This is a genomic window from Maribacter caenipelagi (assembly GCF_004364175.1).
Lineage (GTDB): Bacteria > Bacteroidota > Bacteroidia > Flavobacteriales > Flavobacteriaceae > Maribacter > Maribacter caenipelagi.
In genome coordinates this window covers 373642-393264 of the sequence record NZ_SNZW01000015.1, presented here as the reverse complement: position 1 = coordinate 393264, position 19623 = coordinate 373642, and the positions used below count along the sequence as shown (strand labels likewise).

Genomic DNA, 19623 nt, shown 5'->3' with positions numbered 1-19623 from the left:
CAAAAGCCCAAGTATTATTTTAGAACGTTTACCCAAATTATGATTGAATTTGTTTGTTGATCGATTCGAAATCTAAAACCGATTTCGTGTATTTTATGTCATCTATAGTCTGTTCGCCATACCAGATATAATCGTACAGATAGGCTACTTTTTTGAATCCTTTTTTTATGGCTGGTTGCTCTATTTCAGTAAAATAGTCTGAATTTGTTTTATCGAAATGCCATTCTATAATATCACTTTTAGACAGCTTTTGCAAAGTGAGTAAGAACTGGTAGCGTATGGCAAGTCGGTAGTCTTTTTGTTCGATGGCCGTGGTAAGTAATTTACTAATGTCAATACCTTCTATATGTTCTTCTGTTAAGTTGATATCGTTTATTGTTTTCGCTTTTTTCTGAAAAAGTGAATTAAAATTTTCGTTGATCAGTACTTTTACAATAAGGTAGATAACTAGAATTACCAGTAAAAAGTAGATGAGATATTCAATAATTTCTAATACTTGTGGCGATATATTGATACCAAAAATATTGCTCAATCCTTGTCCGACCCAATTGATAAATCGTGTTAACAGGTTTTGAGATTCACCTGTTTTAAAGGTTTAGTTAAACTCGTCGCCCGTATACTTTTTAGAAATATCTTCTTCAAAAGTTCTTAAAGTCAATACAGACGAAGAATCAATTTTTATAATACTATCGTTCGTGCCCTGAGCAAATGTGCATAGCGTTAATAAATGAAATAAAGTGAGAAGAAAAGTATGCTTCAAATTAATTGTTTTGACCTATTTGTTCAATTGTAGCTCTAGTGTTTTCATTGTAAGTTTTTTCATGTAAGGCATAATATAATATACCATTAACGAATTGACTAAGACATTGACCGTACACTGCAATAATTAAAACTATGCAAGTACCTAAGGTATACATGATAGTAGAAACTATAGAGTGCGAGTAGTCAACATTATTTTCAACAACATGAAAGGTATAGACTCCTATAATAATACCAGGTACTATTAAGGCCATTACCAATAGAATACCTAATAAAAGACCTAAGATGAAATTAACACCTACAGATTTCCAAAAGTTAGCGGTTACTAATTTCCAGCCTTCGCCTAATGCTTCTGTCACTCCTTTTTTCTTTTGAAGCATATCAAAAAATGAAACACCTACCCATGCGGTTAAAAAGAATTGTACAATGTATTGCCCAATAAAGCCTATTAAAGGTATAATTGCCAAAATGACGGCTACAATAAGAAATACAAAGTAAATAGGTATCAATAGTAATACAAATAGAAAGATATTTCCGAATTGGCTTTTAGCTAGCTCCCAAACTTCTTTTTTATCTACGTTTTTATCTCTAGTCTCTACATATTTAATCATATAGCTGGTAGAAAGCGAATAATTTAAGAAAGCAACACCTAAGAAGATGATAACGAATAAAAATCCACCTATACCTAAATAAATATAGTAGTCTTGTTCAAATTCAATACCACTTCCATTAAAATCATTGCTAGATTCTTGCGCAATCATTCCCAAAAAACCAGATACTAGTAAATAACTTGTAATTAATAGACCTATTAAAAAAACACCATTGTAACTGATAAAAACATTGGTAAAGTTTTTAATATTCTGTTTGAAAAAGTCGAAATAAGCGGATACGATTCCGCCAAAATCACGGTTTACCTGTAATGGTATGTAATTGTCTTTCATGTTGGTTATTAAGTATGATCGGGTATGCTATGTAATAAAATATAATTAAGAATAAAGAAGCTCCAATTATTAGAAATGCCAGCCAATTGGGCATACCTGTGTATCTGGTAATAAAACCTTCGATAAAGCCGGCAATGATAAAAAATGGAATGGTACTGACCACAACTTTTAGTCCGTCTTTGGCACCTTTCATAAAGGAAGCGCGTCTCGAGTACGTTTTGGGAAAAAGAATGCTATTGCCCATTATTAAGCCAGCGCACCCCGCAATGATAATAACTGAAATTTCTATGGTACCATGTAACCATATTTGCTTATTTGCTTCGAAGAAAACCCCTTTCGTATAGAAGAAAGTGATGAATGCACCTAGCATAACGCCATTACTAAAAAGAATATAACCAGTGCCAATACTAGTAATTACCCCAAATGCAAAGGCAAGAAATGCAACTCTTATGTTATTAATGGTAATGCCTAAAAATGAACCTATTTCACTACCACCTTTGTAAATAGCGGCAGGATCACCATTAGCAATATTATTAAGGGTTTCGTTTACATATGCATCACCTAAAATTAAACGAACAAAGGTTGCATCGTTTAAAGCAGAAAAAGAACCAATCGCAGATGCGATAAAAAATATTAAAAAAGCAATGCCAAGTGTAGTGTGATATTGTTTAAAAAATAGTGGAAATTCAGTTACCCAAAAGCTAAGAATTCGGTTTTTACTTTCTTTTTTATTCTTGTAGATTTTTTGGTGTGCTTGAGAAGCTAATCCGTTTAAATACAATAAAGTCTTACTTTCTGCGTAATACGTTTGCGCGTAGGCTAAATCATTGGTAAGTTGAATGTATCCATTGGCAAGTTGATCTGGGTTTGAGGTAGCACCAAGGTTTATGGCATTTATGAATGCAATCCATTTTTCCTTATTTTGCTTCACAAAAGCAGCTTCGCGCATAAACTATTTTTACCTTGTTAAATTTAAGACTTAATGAATAACCTTCAAATCAATACAACGCAAAATGTCAATCTTAATTATACTATTGTTGGTATTGGTGAAAGAATTGTGGCATTTTTTATAGATGCTTTTATATTATATCTCTATTACTTTTTGGTAAATTTAATTGGCGATGCAGTCGGTTATATTTATAATGATGGTTGGACACAGAGAGGCATAGTTGGTTTAATCTCTTTACCTGCAATGTTTTATAGTTTGTTAATTCATATAATTTTTAATGGTAGAACTGTAGGTAAAATGATTATGAAGATGAGAGTGGTATCGGTTGATGGCTCACCGGTTCATTGGAGTAATTATTTAATTCGGTGGATGCTTCGTTTGGTCGATATTTGGATTTTTTTGGGGTCTATAGGTATTCTTACCATATTGTTTTCTGAAAAAAAACAGCGTTTAGGTGATGCTGCCGCAGGTACAGTTGTAATTAGTACTAAAAATAAGACTAAAGTTTCTCATACTATTCTAGAAGAAGTAGAAGATGCATATGTGCCTAAATTTGTAAATGTTACGATGTTGACAGATAAGGATGTGAGACTGATCAAAGAAACCTTCGGTATAGCTAAAAAAAGCAATGATTTTAAAACACTAAAAGCACTTAGAGATAAAGTAGATAGTATATTGCAGACCAATTCGGAGTTGTATGATATACAGTATTTAGATACCGTTTTAAAAGATTATAATTATTTTACTCAAAAGCTATAACCAATGTTTTATTTCATCATTGATATTTTAGGAACCATTGCATTTGCAATCTCTGGCGTTTTGGTTGCGATGGATAAAAGACTAGATGCTTTTGGTGTATTTATCATAGCCTTTGTAACAGCAGTTGGTGGTGGTACTTTGCGTGATCTTTTAATTGGTATTAAACCTGTAGGGTGGTTAAATGCACCAATGCATCTGCTCATAATTGTAATTACCGTGTTGTTGGCAATCATCTTTGTCAAGCAGTTGAAATATGTTAGAAAATCACTATTTCTTTTTGATACTATTGGTATAGGGCTGTACACTATGGTTGGTGTTGAAAAAGGATTGGCAGCAGATCTACCACCTGTAATGTGTATCGCTTTAGGTACGATTACTGCTTGTTTTGGCGGAGTAATTAGAGATATATTATGTAATGAAATACCTGTAATATTCAGAAAGGAAATTTATGCAACTGTATGTATTTTGGGTGGATTGGTATATTTTCTTTTAATTCAATTTCCAATACAAAATACCATAGCTTATTCCATGGCAATTGTAACCATTATAATCATGCGAATTCTAGCAGTGCGTTTTAAAATATCATTGCCAAATATCTATCGTGAAAAAACATGATTTCTTTGGGAGTATTAAGCTTAGTTAAATAGTTATAATCAAGCCAACGGCCAACAACTATTATTTTAGCACTTCAGCTTTTTCAATGTAGATATTTTGTAATGGCCAATCTCCTTTTTCAACGGGTACATTATTAATTTTATCAACTACATCCATACCTTCTATTACCTTTCCAAATGGAGTGTATTCATCATCTAAATGATATGAGCCAGGATCGGTAACAACGATAAAAAATTCGAAAGGAGATGCTAGCATATGAGGGTTGTCCATTTCACTACTAGGCATAGAAACCGTACCTCTATGGTGCTTATGACCTTTTCGAGTGTCTGGTGGTAATAAGTATCTGCCAATATCATTTCTTTTCTTTCCGGTTTTCTCGTCATCAGAATTACCGCCTTGAATAATGAAATTTTTCACGACTCTATGAAACTGCGTGTAATCAAAGTAACCCTTTTCAGTAAGGTAAATAAAATTCGCTCGGTGATAAGGTACATTCTCAAATAGCGCTATGGTAAAACTACCAAGATTGGTGGTAATTTTTACTTTGTTAGATTTTAAGGTTTTTTCGTAGTTGAAAAAGAAATCTATGGCATTGTCTTCGGTAAGTTCAAAAGCTTCATCTTGCTCATCCTTTATAATTTCTTTTTCTGTAATTTTAGAAGAGTCAATCTTTGTCTGTTGTTTGGAAGTTGCAGTATCAACTTTCTTAGAAGTATCTTTACAGCTAGCTAATGCTGCAATTGCAATAGAAAGAAATATATAGAATTTAAGTAAACGCATGGATTTTAATTTTTTTGAACAACAAATATCAAAAATAAAGGATCTACCGCTACCGGGAGAAGCTTCGCAACATAAAATGGCTCCAGAAGTTCGTATAGAAGAATTACAGCGAATTAATCTATCGAAGAAGAGTCCGAGGAAAGCAGCGGTTATGGCATTGTTTTATCCAACGGTAAATCAAAATACCAATCTGTTGTTGATACTGAGAAAAACATACAAAGGTGTGCATTCGAACCAAGTAGGTTTTCCGGGTGGTAAAGCAGAAAAGTCAGATGACGGATTGCTGACCACTGCATTGCGTGAAACATATGAAGAAGTTGGGGTAGATCCCAAAGACGTTACTTTGGTAAAAGAAATTTCCGAAATTTTTATTCCTCCAAGTAATTTTATAGTACAGCCATTTATTGGTTTGTATAAAGAACCGAAACCTTTTGTAATACAAGAATCAGAAGTAGAATTGCTTCTAGAAGTTCCAATACTGGATTTTTTAGATGAAACAAAAATAGTTTCTAAAAAATTAACAACCTCTTATGCCGTAGATATTGAAGTACCTGCCTTTAAATTAAACGGTTATATTGTTTGGGGTGCGACGGCAATGATGTTGAATGAGATTAAAGAGTTATTAAAGCAGGTGTTGTAAGGCATATTTATTTATTTTAGCATTCTATGGGATTATTTGATAAAAACCCTTTCGGGCATAATTTATATATTAAGAAATGGCTAATTCGAATTTTGGCCCTGCTTTCGCATCAGCGTTATAAGGGATTTAATACCCTAGAAATCGAAGGTTCTGATATTATTAGAAACCTGCCAGATAGAAATGTGCTATTTGTTAGTAATCATCAAACTTACTTTGCCGATGTTGTGGCAATGTTTCATGTCTTCAATGCAAGCTTAAGTGGGCGAGAAGATTCCATAAAAAACCTAGGTTATATATGGCAGCCTAAACTGAATATGTATTATGTAGCGGCTGCAGAAACCATGAGAAAAAGCCTGTTGACCAAAATTATGGCCTATGCAGGTTCTGTAAGTGTAGAGAGAACGTGGCGTTCTGAGGGTAAAGATGTAAAGCGTCAAGTTAAAATGAGCGATATTTCAAGCATTGGTAAAGCTTTAAATGATGGTTGGGTAATTACTTTTCCTCAAGGGACTACAACACCATGGAAACCTTTAAGAAAAGGTACTGCACATATCATTAAAAAATACAAACCAGTTGTTGTGCCAGTAGTAATTGACGGCTTTAGACGTTCTTTTGATAAGAAAGGACTTCGTGTAAAGAAAAAGGGAATTCTTCAGTCTATGGTCATTAAAGAGCCTTTACAAATAGATTATGATAATGAATCTTCTGAATCTATTATTGAAAAGTTAGAATACGCCATAGAGCAACACCCTTCATTTTTAAAAGTAATCTCTAAAAAAGATTTACTGGCATTTGAAGAAGAGAACAAGCAGCGAAAGTGGAAACAGTCTTAAACCGCTAAATGTTTTAATTCACTGTAGTTGTTCTTCAGTTTTCTAAGTAACAATCCATAGAGTAGAAAATAGATTCCACCAACAGCAAGCGTTAAGATGACACCAAAAATACCTATAGAAAGCATAACGGTGATCTTTAGTTTCTCTGCGGAAATGTTTTCTAGACTATCTTTTAGTTCAGGGAAAGCTGAGATGATATTATCGTTCAGGTAAACACCAATAATCATTACTATTATTGTTACCATAATCATAGATAAAGAAAAGATAACATAGTGTTTAACGGTTTTTCTGGTCTTTATTATTTTCTTCATCAGGTTTTTAGAATTATCTAAAACTGAGATTTCCTTAAATCTTTTATAGAATTGGAAGATGAAGTAAAATGCCACCAAATAGGTTAAACCAGATAATACTTTTAAATATTTGGCAATACCTATATTTTCATAAATTTCCATTCCATCTCTAAATGAAGGTACAAAGTATAAAAGTTGAGGTACGGTAAACTCTAATATACTTATAATAAGTATCCATTTAACGATAGAGGAAGATTTCTTCCAGATCATTTTATGTATTTCTTCATAACTCAGCTTCGGAATATCAAATTCCTTCTTCTGCCAGTCTTTCTTTAATAATTCCAGTTCATCCGTCATATGCTTATGGATTCAAAATGGTTCTTAATTTTGTTTTGATACGGTTCATCTTCACACGTGCATTTACTTCGGTAATACCCAATGTTTCTGATATTTCTGCATAATTTTTATCCTCCAGATATAAAAAAACCAATGCTTTGTCAACATCATTTAATTGCTTCACGGCTTTATACATCAGCTTCAATTGCAATTCTTCGGTCTCATCATATTCATCTGCCTTAATCTTAAAAATTATAGACTCATAATCAGCGGTATCAATTCTTCTTTTATTTTTTCGGTATAAGGTAATGGCAGTATTCAATGCCACACGATACATCCATGTACTAAACTTTGCTTCGCCCCTAAATTTTGGGTAAGCCTTCCATAATTGAATAGTTATTTCCTGAAACAGATCATTGTGAGAGTCGCGGTCATTTGTATACAGGGTACACACTTTATGGACAATATTTTGATTGTCCTGTAGCTCGGTCACAAATTTGTGTTCAAGTTCTTTATTCACTGTTGGTTGGCTGTTCTTAGAATGTTAGTCTTACAAAGGTTTCATTTGTTACAATAAATCTGAAAATACATAAAAAAAAGTGCCAAAGTATTCTTTGGCACTTTTTAATCTACTAGTAATCTATCACTATTTTCTGTAGTCTAAAGCAGGAGCTCTATCACCTAAAAGAGGAATGTATTTAAAATCGGCACCTCTTTTTTCAATGAATTCTTTCTTTGCGGATTCGATCAACTTTTTATCTTTAAATAAATCTATGGCAGTCATTGTTAATGTCTTTGCAGCGATCATCATTCCCTTATTACCAATAGAAGTACCACCTGCAGCAACTGCTTGCCAGCTATGAGCCGGTGTGCCAGGTACCCAAGTAGCAGCGCTAAAACCAACTGTTGGTACGGTAAAACTAACATCGCCAACATCGGTAGAGCCAAATGCTTTAGCTTCGGTTTTATACGGTTGTACATTTTTCGCAGTAGCAAGATCTGCTTTTTCTTGACCTAATGATTTTGCTATTTTATCGGCAAACGCCTTTTCTTCGGCCGTATATTCCATACCCCCAACCTCAGTTAGGTTGTCATGCATCACTTTCTGTAAAGTAAGATTTGGAAGCAACTCATGCGTACCACCGATCATTTCATAGTCCATCGTTGTGCCTGTACCTAAAGCAGCTCCTTCCGCAGCTTTTACCATACGGTCAAAAATTTCGATAACGACGTCACGTCTATTATGGCGAGCATAGTAATATACTTCGGCAAAATCAGGAATAACGTTAGGTGCTTTTCCCCCATCTGTAATTACATAATGAATTCTTGCCTCTTGTGGTATATGTTCACGCATCATATTGATCATCATATCCATAGCTTCAACCCCATCTAAGGCAGAGCGACCTTTATCTGGCGAAGCTGCAGCGTGAGCAGAAATACCATGAAATCTAAATTTAGCCGATTTGTTTGCTAAAGCTGCACCAGCACTCGCTGCATTTTGAGCTCCTGGGTGCCAATGTAAAGCGATATCTACGTCATTAAAAAGTCCTTCACGAACCATATAAACTTTACCAGAACCACCTTCTTCTGCAGGTGTACCGTAAAAACGAATAGTACCTTTAGATTTGTTCGCTTCCAACCACTCTTTTGTTGAAATGGCAGCAGCTGTAGAAGCTGTGCCGAACAAATGGTGACCGCATGCGTGACCGGCAGCTGCACCTGCTGATTCTTTTTCTGAAACTGCTTTTTGAGAAAGACCTGGTAAGGCATCAAATTCACCCATAATAGCAATTATGGGGCTACCACTTCCGTATTCTGCTATGAATGCGGTCGGGATACCTGCAACACCTTTTTTAATGGTAAAACCAGCGTCTTGCAGTGTTTGTTGTAGAAGACCAGAGCTTTGCTCTTCTTGATATCCCATTTCTGCGAATCCCCAGATATTTTGAGCTATAATTCCGTAATCGGTACTTTTACTCTCTAAATTTTTAATAATGTCTTTTTCGCTCTTTTGAGCGTTCATCGAAAAATAGGAAGTACTTAGTACTGCCAATAAAATAAGGGTTTTACGCATTTTGGTGATTGTTTGAGTTAGACCTTAAAGATACTAAAAACACATTATTATTTTAAAGTAGAAATCCATTTGTTTAATTTCGCATTTAAGTATTCATACTATGAACATACCTCTTTCGAGCTATCCTAGAATTGTAATAATAGGTGGTGGTTTTGGCGGAGTCTCTCTGGCGAAAAAATTAAGTAAACAAGAAGTACAGGTCGTTCTTATCGATAAGAACAATTATCATACTTTTCAACCATTATTGTATCAAGTATCTACAGGAGGTCTTGAGCCAGATTCTATAGCGTACCCGCTTCGTAAAGTTTTAATAGGGTATGATAATTTTTATTTCCGTTTGGCCGAAGTAGAACATATAAATACTGCTGGTAAAAAGTTGAATACAAATATTGGTGATATAGGTTATGACTATTTAGTAGTCGCAACTGGTTCTGAAACTAATTTCTTTGGTAACGAGGAGATAGAAAAGAATGCGATGTCTATGAAGTCGATTCCGCAATCATTGAATCTTCGTAGTTTAATTTTAGAGAACTTCGAACAGGCGCTTCTTACAGACGATTATCATGAAAGAGATGCTTTAATGAATTTCGTGATTGTAGGTGGAGGACCAACGGGAGTAGAGCTGTCTGGTGCTTTGGCGGAGATTAAAAAAGGAATTTTACCAAAAGATTACCCAGATTTAGATACTAGAAGAGCACAGATAAATATTGTACAAGGTGGCGATTGCTTGTTACCAGGTTTTAGCGCACAAGCTTCTAAAAAAGCAGAAGATTTTTTAGAAAAGTTAGGAGTCCAGGTTTGGAAAGGTGTTCGTGTTACTGGTTATAATGGTAAGACGGTTACCACTAAAACAGACTTGAAATTCGATGCCGCTACCGTAGTTTGGGCAGCAGGGGTAAAAGGTGCCGGTATTAAAGGTTTAGATGGTGAAGGTGTAATTGCAGGAGGCAATAGACTAAATGTCAACGAGTTCAATCAAGTAGTAGGTTACCCTAATATATTTGCCATTGGTGATATTGCCTGTATGGCAACAGAAGATAATCCTCGTGGGCACCCAATGGTGGCACAACCTGCAATACAACAAGGAAAACTACTAGGTGAAAACTTGGTAAATTTATTGGAGAACAAACCTATGAAACCCTTTGTCTATTTTGATAAAGGTAGCATGGCAACGATTGGTCGTAATAAGGCAGTTTGCGATATTAAGAAGTTCAGATTTCAAGGAGTTTTCGCTTGGTTCGTTTGGATGTTCGTACACTTATTTTTCTTAATCGGATTTAGAAATAGAATGGTAGTATTTATCAATTGGGTTTATAACTACATTCGATTTGATCGTGAAGCACGTTTAATCATCCGTCCGTTTAAAAGAGATTACAGTCAGTTTAAAGATTAGGGATGCTTTATTTCTATATATAAACTGGAGGCTTATAAACACTTGGCAGTTAAAGTTTTGCCAAGTATTTCGTTAGGTCTAATTTTAAAAATATCTTTTGTAGGAAATTATCTATATAACGTTAAGATAACCAACCTATGAAAGTTCTCGTGCGAAGTTTTCTGTTCATGTTTGTAATTATAGCTAAGGGTCAAACAATAGAAGAACCACCAGTATCAAACCTACCTTCTTCACTAACCGGATTATCAGTTACGGGGCATGCGTACCCTGCTTCTGCAATAGGTGATGTGCATAAATCTTTTATGGTGCAATATGGGGTTTCAAAATCTATGCAATTAGAACTTCAAGGCTTTTATGATAGATATATTTTGAGTGAAAGGTTCAGATCTAGCTTATTGGCTAAAGTGTATTTGAATGAGCGATTATATTTACTTGGTGGGGTTGAAGCAGAAATAGCTACAGAAAATACAGAAGTTGGACAATCACCATACCGTATTGGCTTTGTGACCGGATTAGGGTATGATGTCGATCCTAATTTAATTATCGAGTTGAAGGCTAATATTCAACTAAATAACCCGAGCATGGGTGCATTTGGCGAGAAACATGTAGTAATGCCGGCAGCATTGACCTTAGGTAGCAAATGGAAATTTTAATGGCTTTTTCGAGGGTGATACGTATTCATAACCTCTGCTAAGTGCGATCGGTCTACATGCATATAAATTTCTGTCGTAGTAATACTTTCGTGACCTAGCATTTGTTGTATAGATCGTAAATCTGCGCCATTTTCAAGTAAATGAGTAGCAAAAGAATGTCTAAAGGTGTGCGGACTTATACTTTTCTGCAAGCCGATAGTGACAGCTAAGTTTTTTACTATAGTAAATATCATGGCTCGGGTAAGTTGCTTTCCACGTCGGTTAAGAAATAGAATATCTTGAAAACCTTCCTGTATTTTTAAGTGAACTCTAATTTCGTTTCTATAGATATTAATATATTTTTTGTTTACAGAACTTATGGGTACAAATCGTTGTTTGTCTCCTTTACCGGTAACTTTAATAAAATCTTCCTCAAAAAACAGATCAGATATTTTTAAGCCAATAAGTTCAGAAACTCGTAGTCCGCAACCATATAAAGTTTCTAGCATAGCTCTGTTGCGTTCTCCTTCAGCGGAACTTAAATCTATAGCGCCGATTAATTGGTCTATTTCATTTTCTGAAAGTGTATCTGGTAATTTGCGTCCAATTTTTGGAGACTCTATTAAATCTAACGGATTGTCTTTTCTGTAATCTTCAAAAATCAAATAGTTGAAAAAACTTTTGAGTCCCGATATAATTCGTGCTTGGGATCTAGGGTTTACAACTTTAGCAATTTCATATATAAATTGCTGAACCGTGTTTTTGTCAATAAGTATTGGGGTGGTAATTATGGCATGTGCATCAAGAAAAGACATTAATTTCTCGATATCCATAGTATAGCTCTGTATAGAGTTTTTTGATAAGCCTCGTTCAAGCTTAAGAAATACTGTGTAATCTTTTAAAGCATGTTTCCAATTCATGGTTTAAAGATAAAGAATACATTAATTGTGAATATGATTATGTAATAATATGGAGTGTATTTAGATGCTATAAGTTGATATGACCTATCTAAAACTAAGCTGTACCACTACTTTCACGGTGTTCACAACAAAGATGCCTGTAAGCTTAGTCTTACCTTTATTTTTGGAGAAAATAAATAGACCAAACCATGAATAAGTATTTTGTTTTATTATTAGCCTTATGTTTTTCAACTGGAATTTTTGCTCAAGAAGGCTTCAAATTCGGTATACAAGGGGGTATTCCACTAGATGATTATAATGAAGCTGTAAGTATTGTGCTTGGGGCGGATTTTTCATACATGTATCCGCTAGGTGAAGTAGTAGATGTAGGACCCGCAGTAGGTTATATACATGGTTTTGCAGAAACCTTTCAAACCACAATTATTAGAGAAGAGCAAGAAGCTGTTCAGTTTTTACCATTATCTGCAGGCGTTCGTTTTTGGACATCAAATTATTTCTCATTTGGTGGGAATATAGGGTATGCAATGGGTATAAATGATGGTAATGAGGGTGGTTTATATTACAGACCTACAATTGCCTATTTAATGAGTTCAAGTGTTGAAGTTAATTTTTCTTATACAGGTATTGATATTGAAGAAACTACATGGTCTACAGTTACCTTGGGTATAGTTTACAATTTTGAGCCTAAATATAGAACTCGTCGTTAGGGAAAGACAACTATCAAGTTTAATTTACTTCTAACATTTCTAATTCATTGTTAGGCAACATTCATTATTTTTGATGTATGAAGATTATCATAATAAATGGTCCCAACTTAAATTTATTAGGAAAAAGGGAGCCAGAAGTATACGGTGCTGAAACTTTTGAAGATTACTTTTCAAAATTACAATTCAAGTTTAAAGACATTGAATTAGAATATTTTCAATCGAATATAGAAGGGGAGTTGATTTCTAAAATTCAGGAAACCGGTTTTAGTTATGATGGTATAGTTTTAAATGCAGCGGCCTACACTCATACTTCTGTGGGTATTGGCGATGCAGTTAAAGCGATTGAAACTCCCGTAATAGAAGTTCACATTTCTAATACACACCAGCGCGAAGAGTTTAGGCATGTATCTTATATATCACCTGCAGCAAGTGGTGTAATTCTTGGTTTTGGTTTAAAAAGCTATGATCTTGCTGTCGAGAGCTTTTTATTTTAACCCTAAAAATCTTTTAACATCTAGAGTAGTGCTCTAATTCGTAAGTAATAGCAAAATACGTTGTTATGAAAAGAATTGGATTAATGTTACTGAGTTTTTATACTTTATTTTATACGTCTTGTAGTGATGCAGATGAATTGGCATTAACTCCAAATCCTGATGTGCAAATCGATTCTTTGACAGTATTTGCTGTTAACAATGCATTTCCTGGTCTTACTTTTTCTAAACCTTTAGATTTACAATCTGCAGGTGTTGATGACAATAGAATTTTTGTGGCAGAAAAAGACGGGATTATTAAAGTTTTCAATAATGATGCTAGGACTGAAGATATAAGTACTTTTTTAGATATTACAGAAAAAACAGCTACAGCAAGTGAATTGGGACTTCTAGGCTTTGCTTTTCACCCAGAATATACCACTAACGGATTTTTATATATAACATATACGCCAAGTGAAGAACTTGCTGTGGTATCTCGTTTTAAGGTTTCTGAAACCGATGCAAATATGGTAGATGAATCTAGTGAAACTATTTTATTGGAAATTCCGCAACCGGCAACCAATCATAATGGAGGGCAGCTAGCTTTTGGACCTGACGGATATTTATATATCTCATCTGGTGATGGCGGTGGTTCTGGTGATCCAGTTGGTAATGCCCAGAATCTAAGTAATCTACTTGGTAAAATTTTGCGTATTGATGTGGATGCAACGGACGAAGGATTGAGCTATTCGATCCCTACCGATAATCCCTTCGTTGACGAAGAGAATGCAAGAGGTGAAATTTATGCATACGGATTAAGAAATCCGTGGAGATTTAGTTTTGATAATCAAACAAATACCATTTGGGCAGGTGATGTTGGTCAAGATGAGAAGGAAGAAATCGATTTAATTGTAAAAGGTGGTAACTACGGATGGAATATTCTTGAAGGTACTTCTTGTTTTCTCGAAGATGATTGTGATGATACAGATTTAATTGCTCCCCTTTACGAATACGGACGTACAGAAAATGACAAATCCGTTACTGGTGGCTATGTGTATAGGGGAGATGCTTTACCAGAGCTACAAGGTTTGTATATCTATGGTGATTTTGTTTCAGGTAGAATTTGGGCTTTAAATCAATCAGGAAATAATACCTTGATACTTGAAAGCGGATTAGCTATTTCATCATTTGGTATAGATGCAAATAACGAATTGTATATATGTGCTTTTGATGGAAAAATATATGAACTCACAACAGAAATTGAAGTTAGGCCTTAGGCGTTGTCTTCAGATCTTAAATATTTCTCTTCTACATAGAAAGTAGCAAAGGGTAGAAGTGATGCTATACCGAAAATAAATACTTTTTTAAAGCTCCATTTGTGTGTAAAGCCTACTATTAGTGTAAGAGCAATAAAGGCGATGAATAAGAAACCATGTGCGTAGCCTACCCATTTATTTGGTTCTGGTATTTCTGCCCAATATTTTAATGGCATGGTTACCCCGAACAACGCCAAATAAGAGATTCCTTCTAAAATTGCCGTTGCTCGAAATAATTTTAACATGCTTTAATGTATTGGTACTGTATAATTAATTATAAGTGAATAACCTCGTCATAAGCTGCTGCTGTAGCTTCCATAACAGCTTCGCTCATAGTTGGGTGTGGGTGTATAGCTTTTAAAACTTCGTGCCCGGTAGTTTCTAGTTTACGACCAAGAACCGCTTCGGCAATCATATCTGTAACACCTGCACCGATCATATGGCAACCTAGCCATTCGCCGTATTTGGCATCATAAATAACTTTAACGAATCCTTCAGAAGCACCGGCAGCTTTAGCTTTGCCACTTGCAGAGAAAGGAAATTTACCAACCTTAATATCGATACCTTTTTCTCTAGCTTGTTTTTCGGTCAAACCAACAGAAGCAATTTCAGGAGAACAGTATGTACAACCTGGTATGTTGCCATAATCTAAAGGCTCAACATGCATTTCGGCTAATTTCTCAACACATAAAATTCCTTCTGCAGATGCAACGTGTGCAAGAGCCGGGCCTGGTGTTACATCACCAATTGCAAAGTACCCTGGTATGTTCGTTTGGTAATAATCGTTTACCAAAATCTTATCTCTGTCGGTAGCGATACCAACATCTTCTAATCCTATATTTTCGATATTAGTTTTAATACCCACCGCAGATAATACGATGTCGGCTTCTAAAACTTTTTCTCCTTTTGCTGTTTTTACGGTAGCTTTAACTCCGTCGCCAGAAGTGTCAACAGAAGTAACTTCTGCAGAGGTCATAATCTTAACACCCGCTTTTTTGAAACTTCTTTCTAATTGCTTAGAAACATCTTCGTCTTCAACTGGTACAATGTTCGGTAAATATTCAACCACTGTTACTTCAGTTCCCATAGAGTTGTAGAAGTAAGCGAATTCGATACCAATTGCACCACTACCAACGACAATCATTTTCTTAGGTTGTTTGTCTAAGGTCATTGCTTGTCTGTACCCAATAATTTTCTTGCCATCTTGAGGTAAGCTAGGTAGTTCGCGACTTCTCGCTCCTGTAGCGATGATAATATTGTTTGCGCTATATTCGGTAGTAGAACCGTCTTCGGCTTTAACTGAAACTTTCTTTCCTGCTTTCAAGGTACCGAAACCTTTAATAACTTCAATTTTGTTCTTCTTCATTAAGAATTGAACACCTTTGCTCATTCCTTCAGCAACGCCACGGCTTCTTTTTACTACAGCATCAAAATCTTTATCGGCACCTTTAATCTTTAAACCATAATCTTCTGCATGCTTCAAGTATTCAAATACTTGTGCAGATTTTAATAGGGCTTTAGTAGGTATACAACCCCAATTTAAGCAAACACCGCCTAAACTTTCTTTTTCAATAATGGCAGTCTTAAAGCCTAATTGTGCAGCCCTAATAGCGGTAACATATCCACCGGGACCACTACCTAAAACAATAATATCGAAAGTGCTCATATTTTGATTTTTTGTAGTTTTAATTGAGGTGCAAAAATACAAAACCTAATTGAGATTGATTGTAGGATTTTAAAATATGACCTTTAATATGAAATTGTGATATTTAGAAAATAATCTAGTTGGTTTAATATGAATGTTATAGAAATAAAAAAGGGGTCTAAAACAGACCTTTCGTAATTATAAATTTTAAACCAGAAGTTATTCTGCAGGTACAAAATTTAGGGCAACACCATTTATACAATGGCGCAAACCAGTTGGGTTTGGACCATCTTCAAAAACATGACCTAAATGACCGCCACATGTAGCACAGTGCTCTTCGGTTCTTTTATAACCAATTTTATAATCTACATCATAGGCAACATTACCTTCAATTTCTTCATAGAAACTAGGCCACCCGGTACCAGAATCAAATTTTGTACTACTTTTAAATAGGGGGGTGGAACATGCAGCACAAACGTAAGTTCCTTTTTCTTTGTTCTTTAAAAGCTGGCTTGTAAACGGGTTTTCAGTGGCAGCTTCACGAAGTACATAGTATTCGGCATCTGTCAACTCTTTTTTCCATTCGCTATTCGTCTTCTGTACGGCAAATTCCTTGTTATCATTAGTTTTTGTGCTGGTAGCCTTCTCTTTGTTTTGAGAATTTCCTTTACAGCTTACAAAAAGCACCAATAGTGCAATTACAATATTTATTTTCATTTGTCAAATTTTTTAATTCTGTCGGTAAAATTATATATTACTTTCAATGTATTGTATTTACGGAGGTTTTGCGTCTAGGTTTTATAAAAATATAAAAAAAGCCTTTGAATAATACTCAAAGGCTTTAGCTTAAATAGGTTAATTACCCAGAGATATTATTCTAATGTTACTTTCTGTATGCTTTCTTCTGTTACACCTAAATGTGCCATTACAGAATTGATGTTAGATGTGTCTAATTTACCTGTAGTAGATTCTGCTGGTAAAATCGCTATTCTAAAAACTTGATTGTCAGTATCACCTGCTTGTAAGGTAGACAAATCAAAATCTGACTCTAAGAAAATATTTACATCAAAAAAGGTATAATCAAAATTGTATTGAAGTAAGCCTTGGTCTAAAATTCTTGTTTGCGGCATCAATCTCCAAATATCAACAAGTTCACCATTACTGTCTTCTGTTACATCCCAAAGCATGTAAACAAGAACCACATCAGATTCAAAAACTTCTATAGACTGCGGAAATTCGTAAAAAATAGAATAGTCATTATCCAAGGTAAAAGTACCTTCAATATCTACTACTTGCCCTAAAATGTTGATCCCATCCGCACCATCTAAACCATCCACGCCATCGAATCCATCAAAACCAGGAGGTCCCTGAGGTCCTTCACATGATATAAAAAATACGGTTATAAGTGCTCCTAGAAATAAATTTAATTTTTTCATAATGTTGTAATTTTTGGTTTGAGTTTTTATTTAAAAGTGTTCTTTCAAAAAGCGTTCCATTTTTGGTACTTTGATATTTAAATCGGATATTAACTGCTATATTTTCAACAAAAAAGAATTGAAGTCGGTCGTCTTTAAAAGATGATTAGCTTTACAAAAATAAACACTCTATATGCCTAACGTACAAGTTCACTCACTTTTTACTGATTTTGACATTAATCTTTTTAAAGGAGGTAAGCATTATCGGCTGTATGAAAAATTAGGTTCGCATTTGGTTGAAGTAGATGGTATAGCAGGTACATACTTTGCTGTATGGGCTCCGTCTGCAAAATCTGTATCGGTTGTCGGTAATTTTAATTCGTGGAATGAAGAAGAACACCAATTAAATGTTCGATGGGATTCTAGTGGAATCTGGGAAGGTTTTATTCCTGCTATCGGTAAAGGTGAAGTTTATAAATATAAGATTCAGTCTAACAATAATGATATTTGGACAGAGAAAGCAGACCCTTTTGCTCGATACTGTGAGCACCCGCCAAATACAGCATCAATAATATGGACAGCCGAACACGACTGGCAAGATGATGCTTGGATGGGTTACCGAAAAGATAAAAATGGATTGGATAAACCTTATTCTGTTTATGAAGTGCATTTAGGTTCATGGAAGAAAAATGCTAAAAATAAGTTTTTGACTTACAAAGAGTTTGCGATAGATCTTGTAGACTATGTGAAAGAAATGGGGTACACCCATGTAGAGTTTATGCCGATAATGGAGTACCCTTATGATCCTTCTTGGGGGTATCAATTAACTGGTTATTTTGCGCCAACATCAAGATTTGGTTCTCCTGAAGAATTTAAGTTTTTAGTAGATGCTTTTCATCAAAACGATATAGGGGTAATTTTAGACTGGGTACCTTCTCATTTTCCAGAAGATGCACATGGCCTTGGTTTCTTTGATGGCTCCAATTTATATGAACATCCAGATAGAAGAAAAGGTTACCATACCGATTGGAAGAGTTTGATCTTTAATTATGGTAGAAATGAAGTTAGAGCATTTCTTATTAGTAATGCCATATTTTGGTTAGACCAATTTCATGTAGATGGTCTTCGAGTAGATGCTGTTGCATCGATGTTATACTTAGATTATTCTAGAGAAGATGGTGAATGGGAGCCAAATATATATGGTAATAATGAGAATTTAGAAGCCATATCTTTTATTCGTGAATTGAATGAAGCGGTATATTCTAGTTTCGACGGTGTACAAACTATTGCAGAGGAATCTACGGCGTTTTCAGGGGTTTCTAAACCGGTGGAACATGGTGGCTTAGGTTTCGGTATGAAATGGATGATGGGTTGGATGCACGATACCTTACAGTTTTTCCAAAAAGAACCGATATATAGAAAACATCACCAGAACGATTTAACCTTTAGTGCGACCTATGCTTTTACCGAACATTTTATGCTTCCTTTTTCGCATGATGAGGTAGTATATGGTAAGCAATCATTGGTGTACAGAATGCCAGGTGATGAATGGCAGCGATTTGCCAATCTTAGATTATTGTTCGGGTACATGTTTACCCACCCAGGTACCAAATTAATGTTTATGGGCGGCGAATTTGGGCAAACGGCAGAGTGGAATTTTGAGCAAAGTTTAGACTGGCATTTATTGCAGTATGGTGGTCATAAAGGCATTCAAGATTTTGTAAAAGATTTAAATCATCTTTACAAAAGCGCGCCGGCGTTATATGAAAAACAATTTAGTCCAGAAGGTTTTCAATGGATAGATTATGGTGATCACGAAAATTCTGTGTTGACCTATGTACGTAAAGGTCATGATGAAAAAAACGATTTAATTATAGCGTGTAATTTTACGCCTATACCAAGAGAAAATTATAGAATCGGTAATCCTAAAAAAGGAAAATTAACAGAGGTTTTAAACAGTGATGATGCCAAATATGGTGGTGGCGGAAATTTAAATACGAAAATAAAATCGTCTACCAAACCGGCACATGGGTATAAAAAGTCCATTGAAATTACTATTCCTCCATTAGGTATAGTAATATTGAAATAATTTGAAGTAGTTTTTATTTTAGTCTATTTTAAAGAATTTCTTTGATAGTAATAATTGATA

23 protein-coding genes are annotated in these 19623 nt (G+C 34.9%); 10 read left to right on the top strand and 13 right to left on the bottom strand.

Annotated features, from left to right (window positions below):
- Positions 1-37 precede the first annotated feature (37 nt).
- From DFQ03_RS12220 to DFQ03_RS12210, 4 genes are all read right to left on the bottom strand, one after another.
- Positions 38-532 (bottom strand): hypothetical protein, encoded by a 495-nt coding sequence (locus tag DFQ03_RS12220; RefSeq protein ID WP_133673458.1) that lies wholly within the window; start codon positions 530-532, stop codon positions 38-40.
- A gap of 63 nt (positions 533-595) precedes the next feature.
- The gene (locus DFQ03_RS18830; RefSeq protein ID WP_166637466.1) at positions 596-760 is read right to left on the bottom strand and encodes a hypothetical protein; all 165 of its coding nucleotides are present in this window, start codon (positions 758-760) and stop codon (positions 596-598) included.
- Between the two features lies 1 nt (position 761).
- Positions 762-1700 carry a hypothetical protein gene (locus tag DFQ03_RS12215; protein ID WP_133673457.1) on the bottom strand — a complete coding sequence of 313 codons (939 nt, stop codon included), beginning with the start codon at positions 1698-1700 and terminating at the stop codon, positions 762-764.
- On the bottom strand, positions 1663-2649 hold the full coding sequence (locus DFQ03_RS12210) for a stage II sporulation protein M (protein ID WP_133673456.1): 987 nt from the start codon (positions 2647-2649) through the stop codon (positions 1663-1665). The genes DFQ03_RS12215 and DFQ03_RS12210 overlap by 38 nt, the downstream gene beginning before the upstream one ends.
- A gap of 33 nt (positions 2650-2682) precedes the next feature.
- On the opposite strand from DFQ03_RS12210, the gene DFQ03_RS12205 reads away from it, so the two are divergent.
- Together DFQ03_RS12205 and DFQ03_RS12200 are read left to right on the top strand one after the other, a co-directional pair.
- Positions 2683-3408 carry an RDD family protein gene (locus DFQ03_RS12205; protein WP_133673455.1) on the top strand — a complete coding sequence of 242 codons (726 nt, stop codon included), beginning with the start codon at positions 2683-2685 and terminating at the stop codon, positions 3406-3408.
- A gap of 3 nt (positions 3409-3411) precedes the next feature.
- On the top strand, positions 3412-4023 hold the full coding sequence (locus DFQ03_RS12200) for a trimeric intracellular cation channel family protein (protein ID WP_133673454.1): 612 nt from the start codon (positions 3412-3414) through the stop codon (positions 4021-4023).
- Positions 4024-4083: 60 nt separating this feature from the next.
- On the opposite strand, the gene DFQ03_RS12195 is transcribed toward DFQ03_RS12200, so the two are convergent.
- Positions 4084-4803, bottom strand: coding sequence for a peptidylprolyl isomerase (locus DFQ03_RS12195; RefSeq protein WP_133673453.1), 720 nt, complete (start codon positions 4801-4803; stop codon positions 4084-4086).
- Here DFQ03_RS12195 and DFQ03_RS12190 point away from each other — a divergent pair.
- Positions 4802-5443, top strand: a complete 642-nt coding sequence (locus DFQ03_RS12190; RefSeq protein ID WP_133673452.1) for an NUDIX hydrolase — start codon at positions 4802-4804, stop codon at positions 5441-5443. The genes DFQ03_RS12195 and DFQ03_RS12190 overlap by 2 nt on opposite strands.
- A gap of 26 nt (positions 5444-5469) precedes the next feature.
- Positions 5470-6276, top strand: coding sequence for a lysophospholipid acyltransferase family protein (locus DFQ03_RS12185; RefSeq protein WP_133673451.1), 807 nt, complete (start codon positions 5470-5472; stop codon positions 6274-6276).
- Here DFQ03_RS12185 and DFQ03_RS12180 read toward each other — a convergent pair.
- From DFQ03_RS12180 to DFQ03_RS12170, 3 genes are all read right to left on the bottom strand, one after another.
- The gene (locus tag DFQ03_RS12180; protein ID WP_133673450.1) at positions 6273-6923 is read right to left on the bottom strand and encodes a hypothetical protein; all 651 of its coding nucleotides are present in this window, start codon (positions 6921-6923) and stop codon (positions 6273-6275) included. The two genes, DFQ03_RS12185 and DFQ03_RS12180, sit on opposite strands and share 4 nt — an antisense overlap.
- A 4-nt stretch (positions 6924-6927) precedes the next feature.
- Positions 6928-7422, bottom strand: coding sequence for an RNA polymerase sigma factor (locus DFQ03_RS12175; protein WP_133673449.1), 495 nt, complete (start codon positions 7420-7422; stop codon positions 6928-6930).
- 126 nt (positions 7423-7548) lie between these two features.
- The gene (locus DFQ03_RS12170) at positions 7549-8976 is read right to left on the bottom strand and encodes an amidohydrolase (protein WP_133673448.1); all 1428 of its coding nucleotides are present in this window, start codon (positions 8974-8976) and stop codon (positions 7549-7551) included.
- Positions 8977-9076: 100 nt separating this feature from the next.
- Between DFQ03_RS12170 and DFQ03_RS12165 the strand changes: the two genes are divergently transcribed.
- Positions 9077-10369: an NAD(P)/FAD-dependent oxidoreductase gene (locus tag DFQ03_RS12165; RefSeq protein ID WP_133673447.1), complete on the top strand. Its 1293-nt coding sequence runs from the start codon at positions 9077-9079 to the stop codon at positions 10367-10369.
- A 167-nt stretch (positions 10370-10536) separates the two neighbouring features.
- On the top strand, positions 10537-11022 hold the full coding sequence (locus DFQ03_RS12160) for a hypothetical protein (RefSeq protein ID WP_133673446.1): 486 nt from the start codon (positions 10537-10539) through the stop codon (positions 11020-11022).
- On the opposite strand, the gene xerD is transcribed toward DFQ03_RS12160, so the two are convergent.
- Complete coding sequence (xerD, locus tag DFQ03_RS12155) at positions 11019-11921, bottom strand: site-specific tyrosine recombinase XerD (protein WP_133673445.1); 903 nt, start codon at positions 11919-11921, stop codon at positions 11019-11021. The two genes, DFQ03_RS12160 and xerD, sit on opposite strands and share 4 nt — an antisense overlap.
- Before the next feature lie 188 nt (positions 11922-12109).
- Here xerD and DFQ03_RS12150 point away from each other — a divergent pair, with 188 nt between their 5' ends.
- From DFQ03_RS12150 to DFQ03_RS12140, 3 genes are all read left to right on the top strand, one after another.
- Positions 12110-12628 carry an outer membrane beta-barrel protein gene (locus DFQ03_RS12150; protein ID WP_133673444.1) on the top strand — a complete coding sequence of 173 codons (519 nt, stop codon included), beginning with the start codon at positions 12110-12112 and terminating at the stop codon, positions 12626-12628.
- Positions 12629-12705: 77 nt separating this feature from the next.
- A complete protein-coding gene (aroQ, locus tag DFQ03_RS12145; RefSeq protein WP_133673443.1) occupies positions 12706-13122 on the top strand; it encodes a type II 3-dehydroquinate dehydratase in 417 nt (138 codons plus the stop codon).
- Between the two features lie 65 nt (positions 13123-13187).
- Positions 13188-14375 (top strand): PQQ-dependent sugar dehydrogenase, encoded by a 1188-nt coding sequence (locus tag DFQ03_RS12140; protein ID WP_133673442.1) that lies wholly within the window; start codon positions 13188-13190, stop codon positions 14373-14375.
- On the opposite strand, the gene DFQ03_RS12135 is transcribed toward DFQ03_RS12140, so the two are convergent.
- The 4 genes from DFQ03_RS12135 to DFQ03_RS12120 form a co-directional block, all read right to left on the bottom strand.
- Complete coding sequence (locus DFQ03_RS12135; RefSeq protein WP_133673441.1) at positions 14372-14659, bottom strand: DUF3817 domain-containing protein; 288 nt, start codon at positions 14657-14659, stop codon at positions 14372-14374. The two genes, DFQ03_RS12140 and DFQ03_RS12135, sit on opposite strands and share 4 nt — an antisense overlap.
- A gap of 29 nt (positions 14660-14688) precedes the next feature.
- Complete coding sequence (gene lpdA / locus DFQ03_RS12130; RefSeq protein WP_133673440.1) at positions 14689-16080, bottom strand: dihydrolipoyl dehydrogenase; 1392 nt, start codon at positions 16078-16080, stop codon at positions 14689-14691.
- 198 nt (positions 16081-16278) lie between these two features.
- Entirely contained in the window at positions 16279-16776 is a 498-nt protein-coding gene (gene msrB / locus DFQ03_RS12125) for a peptide-methionine (R)-S-oxide reductase MsrB (protein WP_133673439.1), read from the bottom strand.
- Positions 16777-16931: 155 nt separating this feature from the next.
- Positions 16932-17495: a collagen-like triple helix repeat-containing protein gene (locus DFQ03_RS12120; RefSeq protein ID WP_133673438.1), complete on the bottom strand. Its 564-nt coding sequence runs from the start codon at positions 17493-17495 to the stop codon at positions 16932-16934.
- 172 nt (positions 17496-17667) lie between these two features.
- Between DFQ03_RS12120 and glgB the strand changes: the two genes are divergently transcribed.
- Positions 17668-19563, top strand: coding sequence for a 1,4-alpha-glucan branching protein GlgB (gene glgB, locus DFQ03_RS12115; RefSeq protein ID WP_133673437.1), 1896 nt, complete (start codon positions 17668-17670; stop codon positions 19561-19563).
- Positions 19564-19623 lie beyond the last annotated feature (60 nt).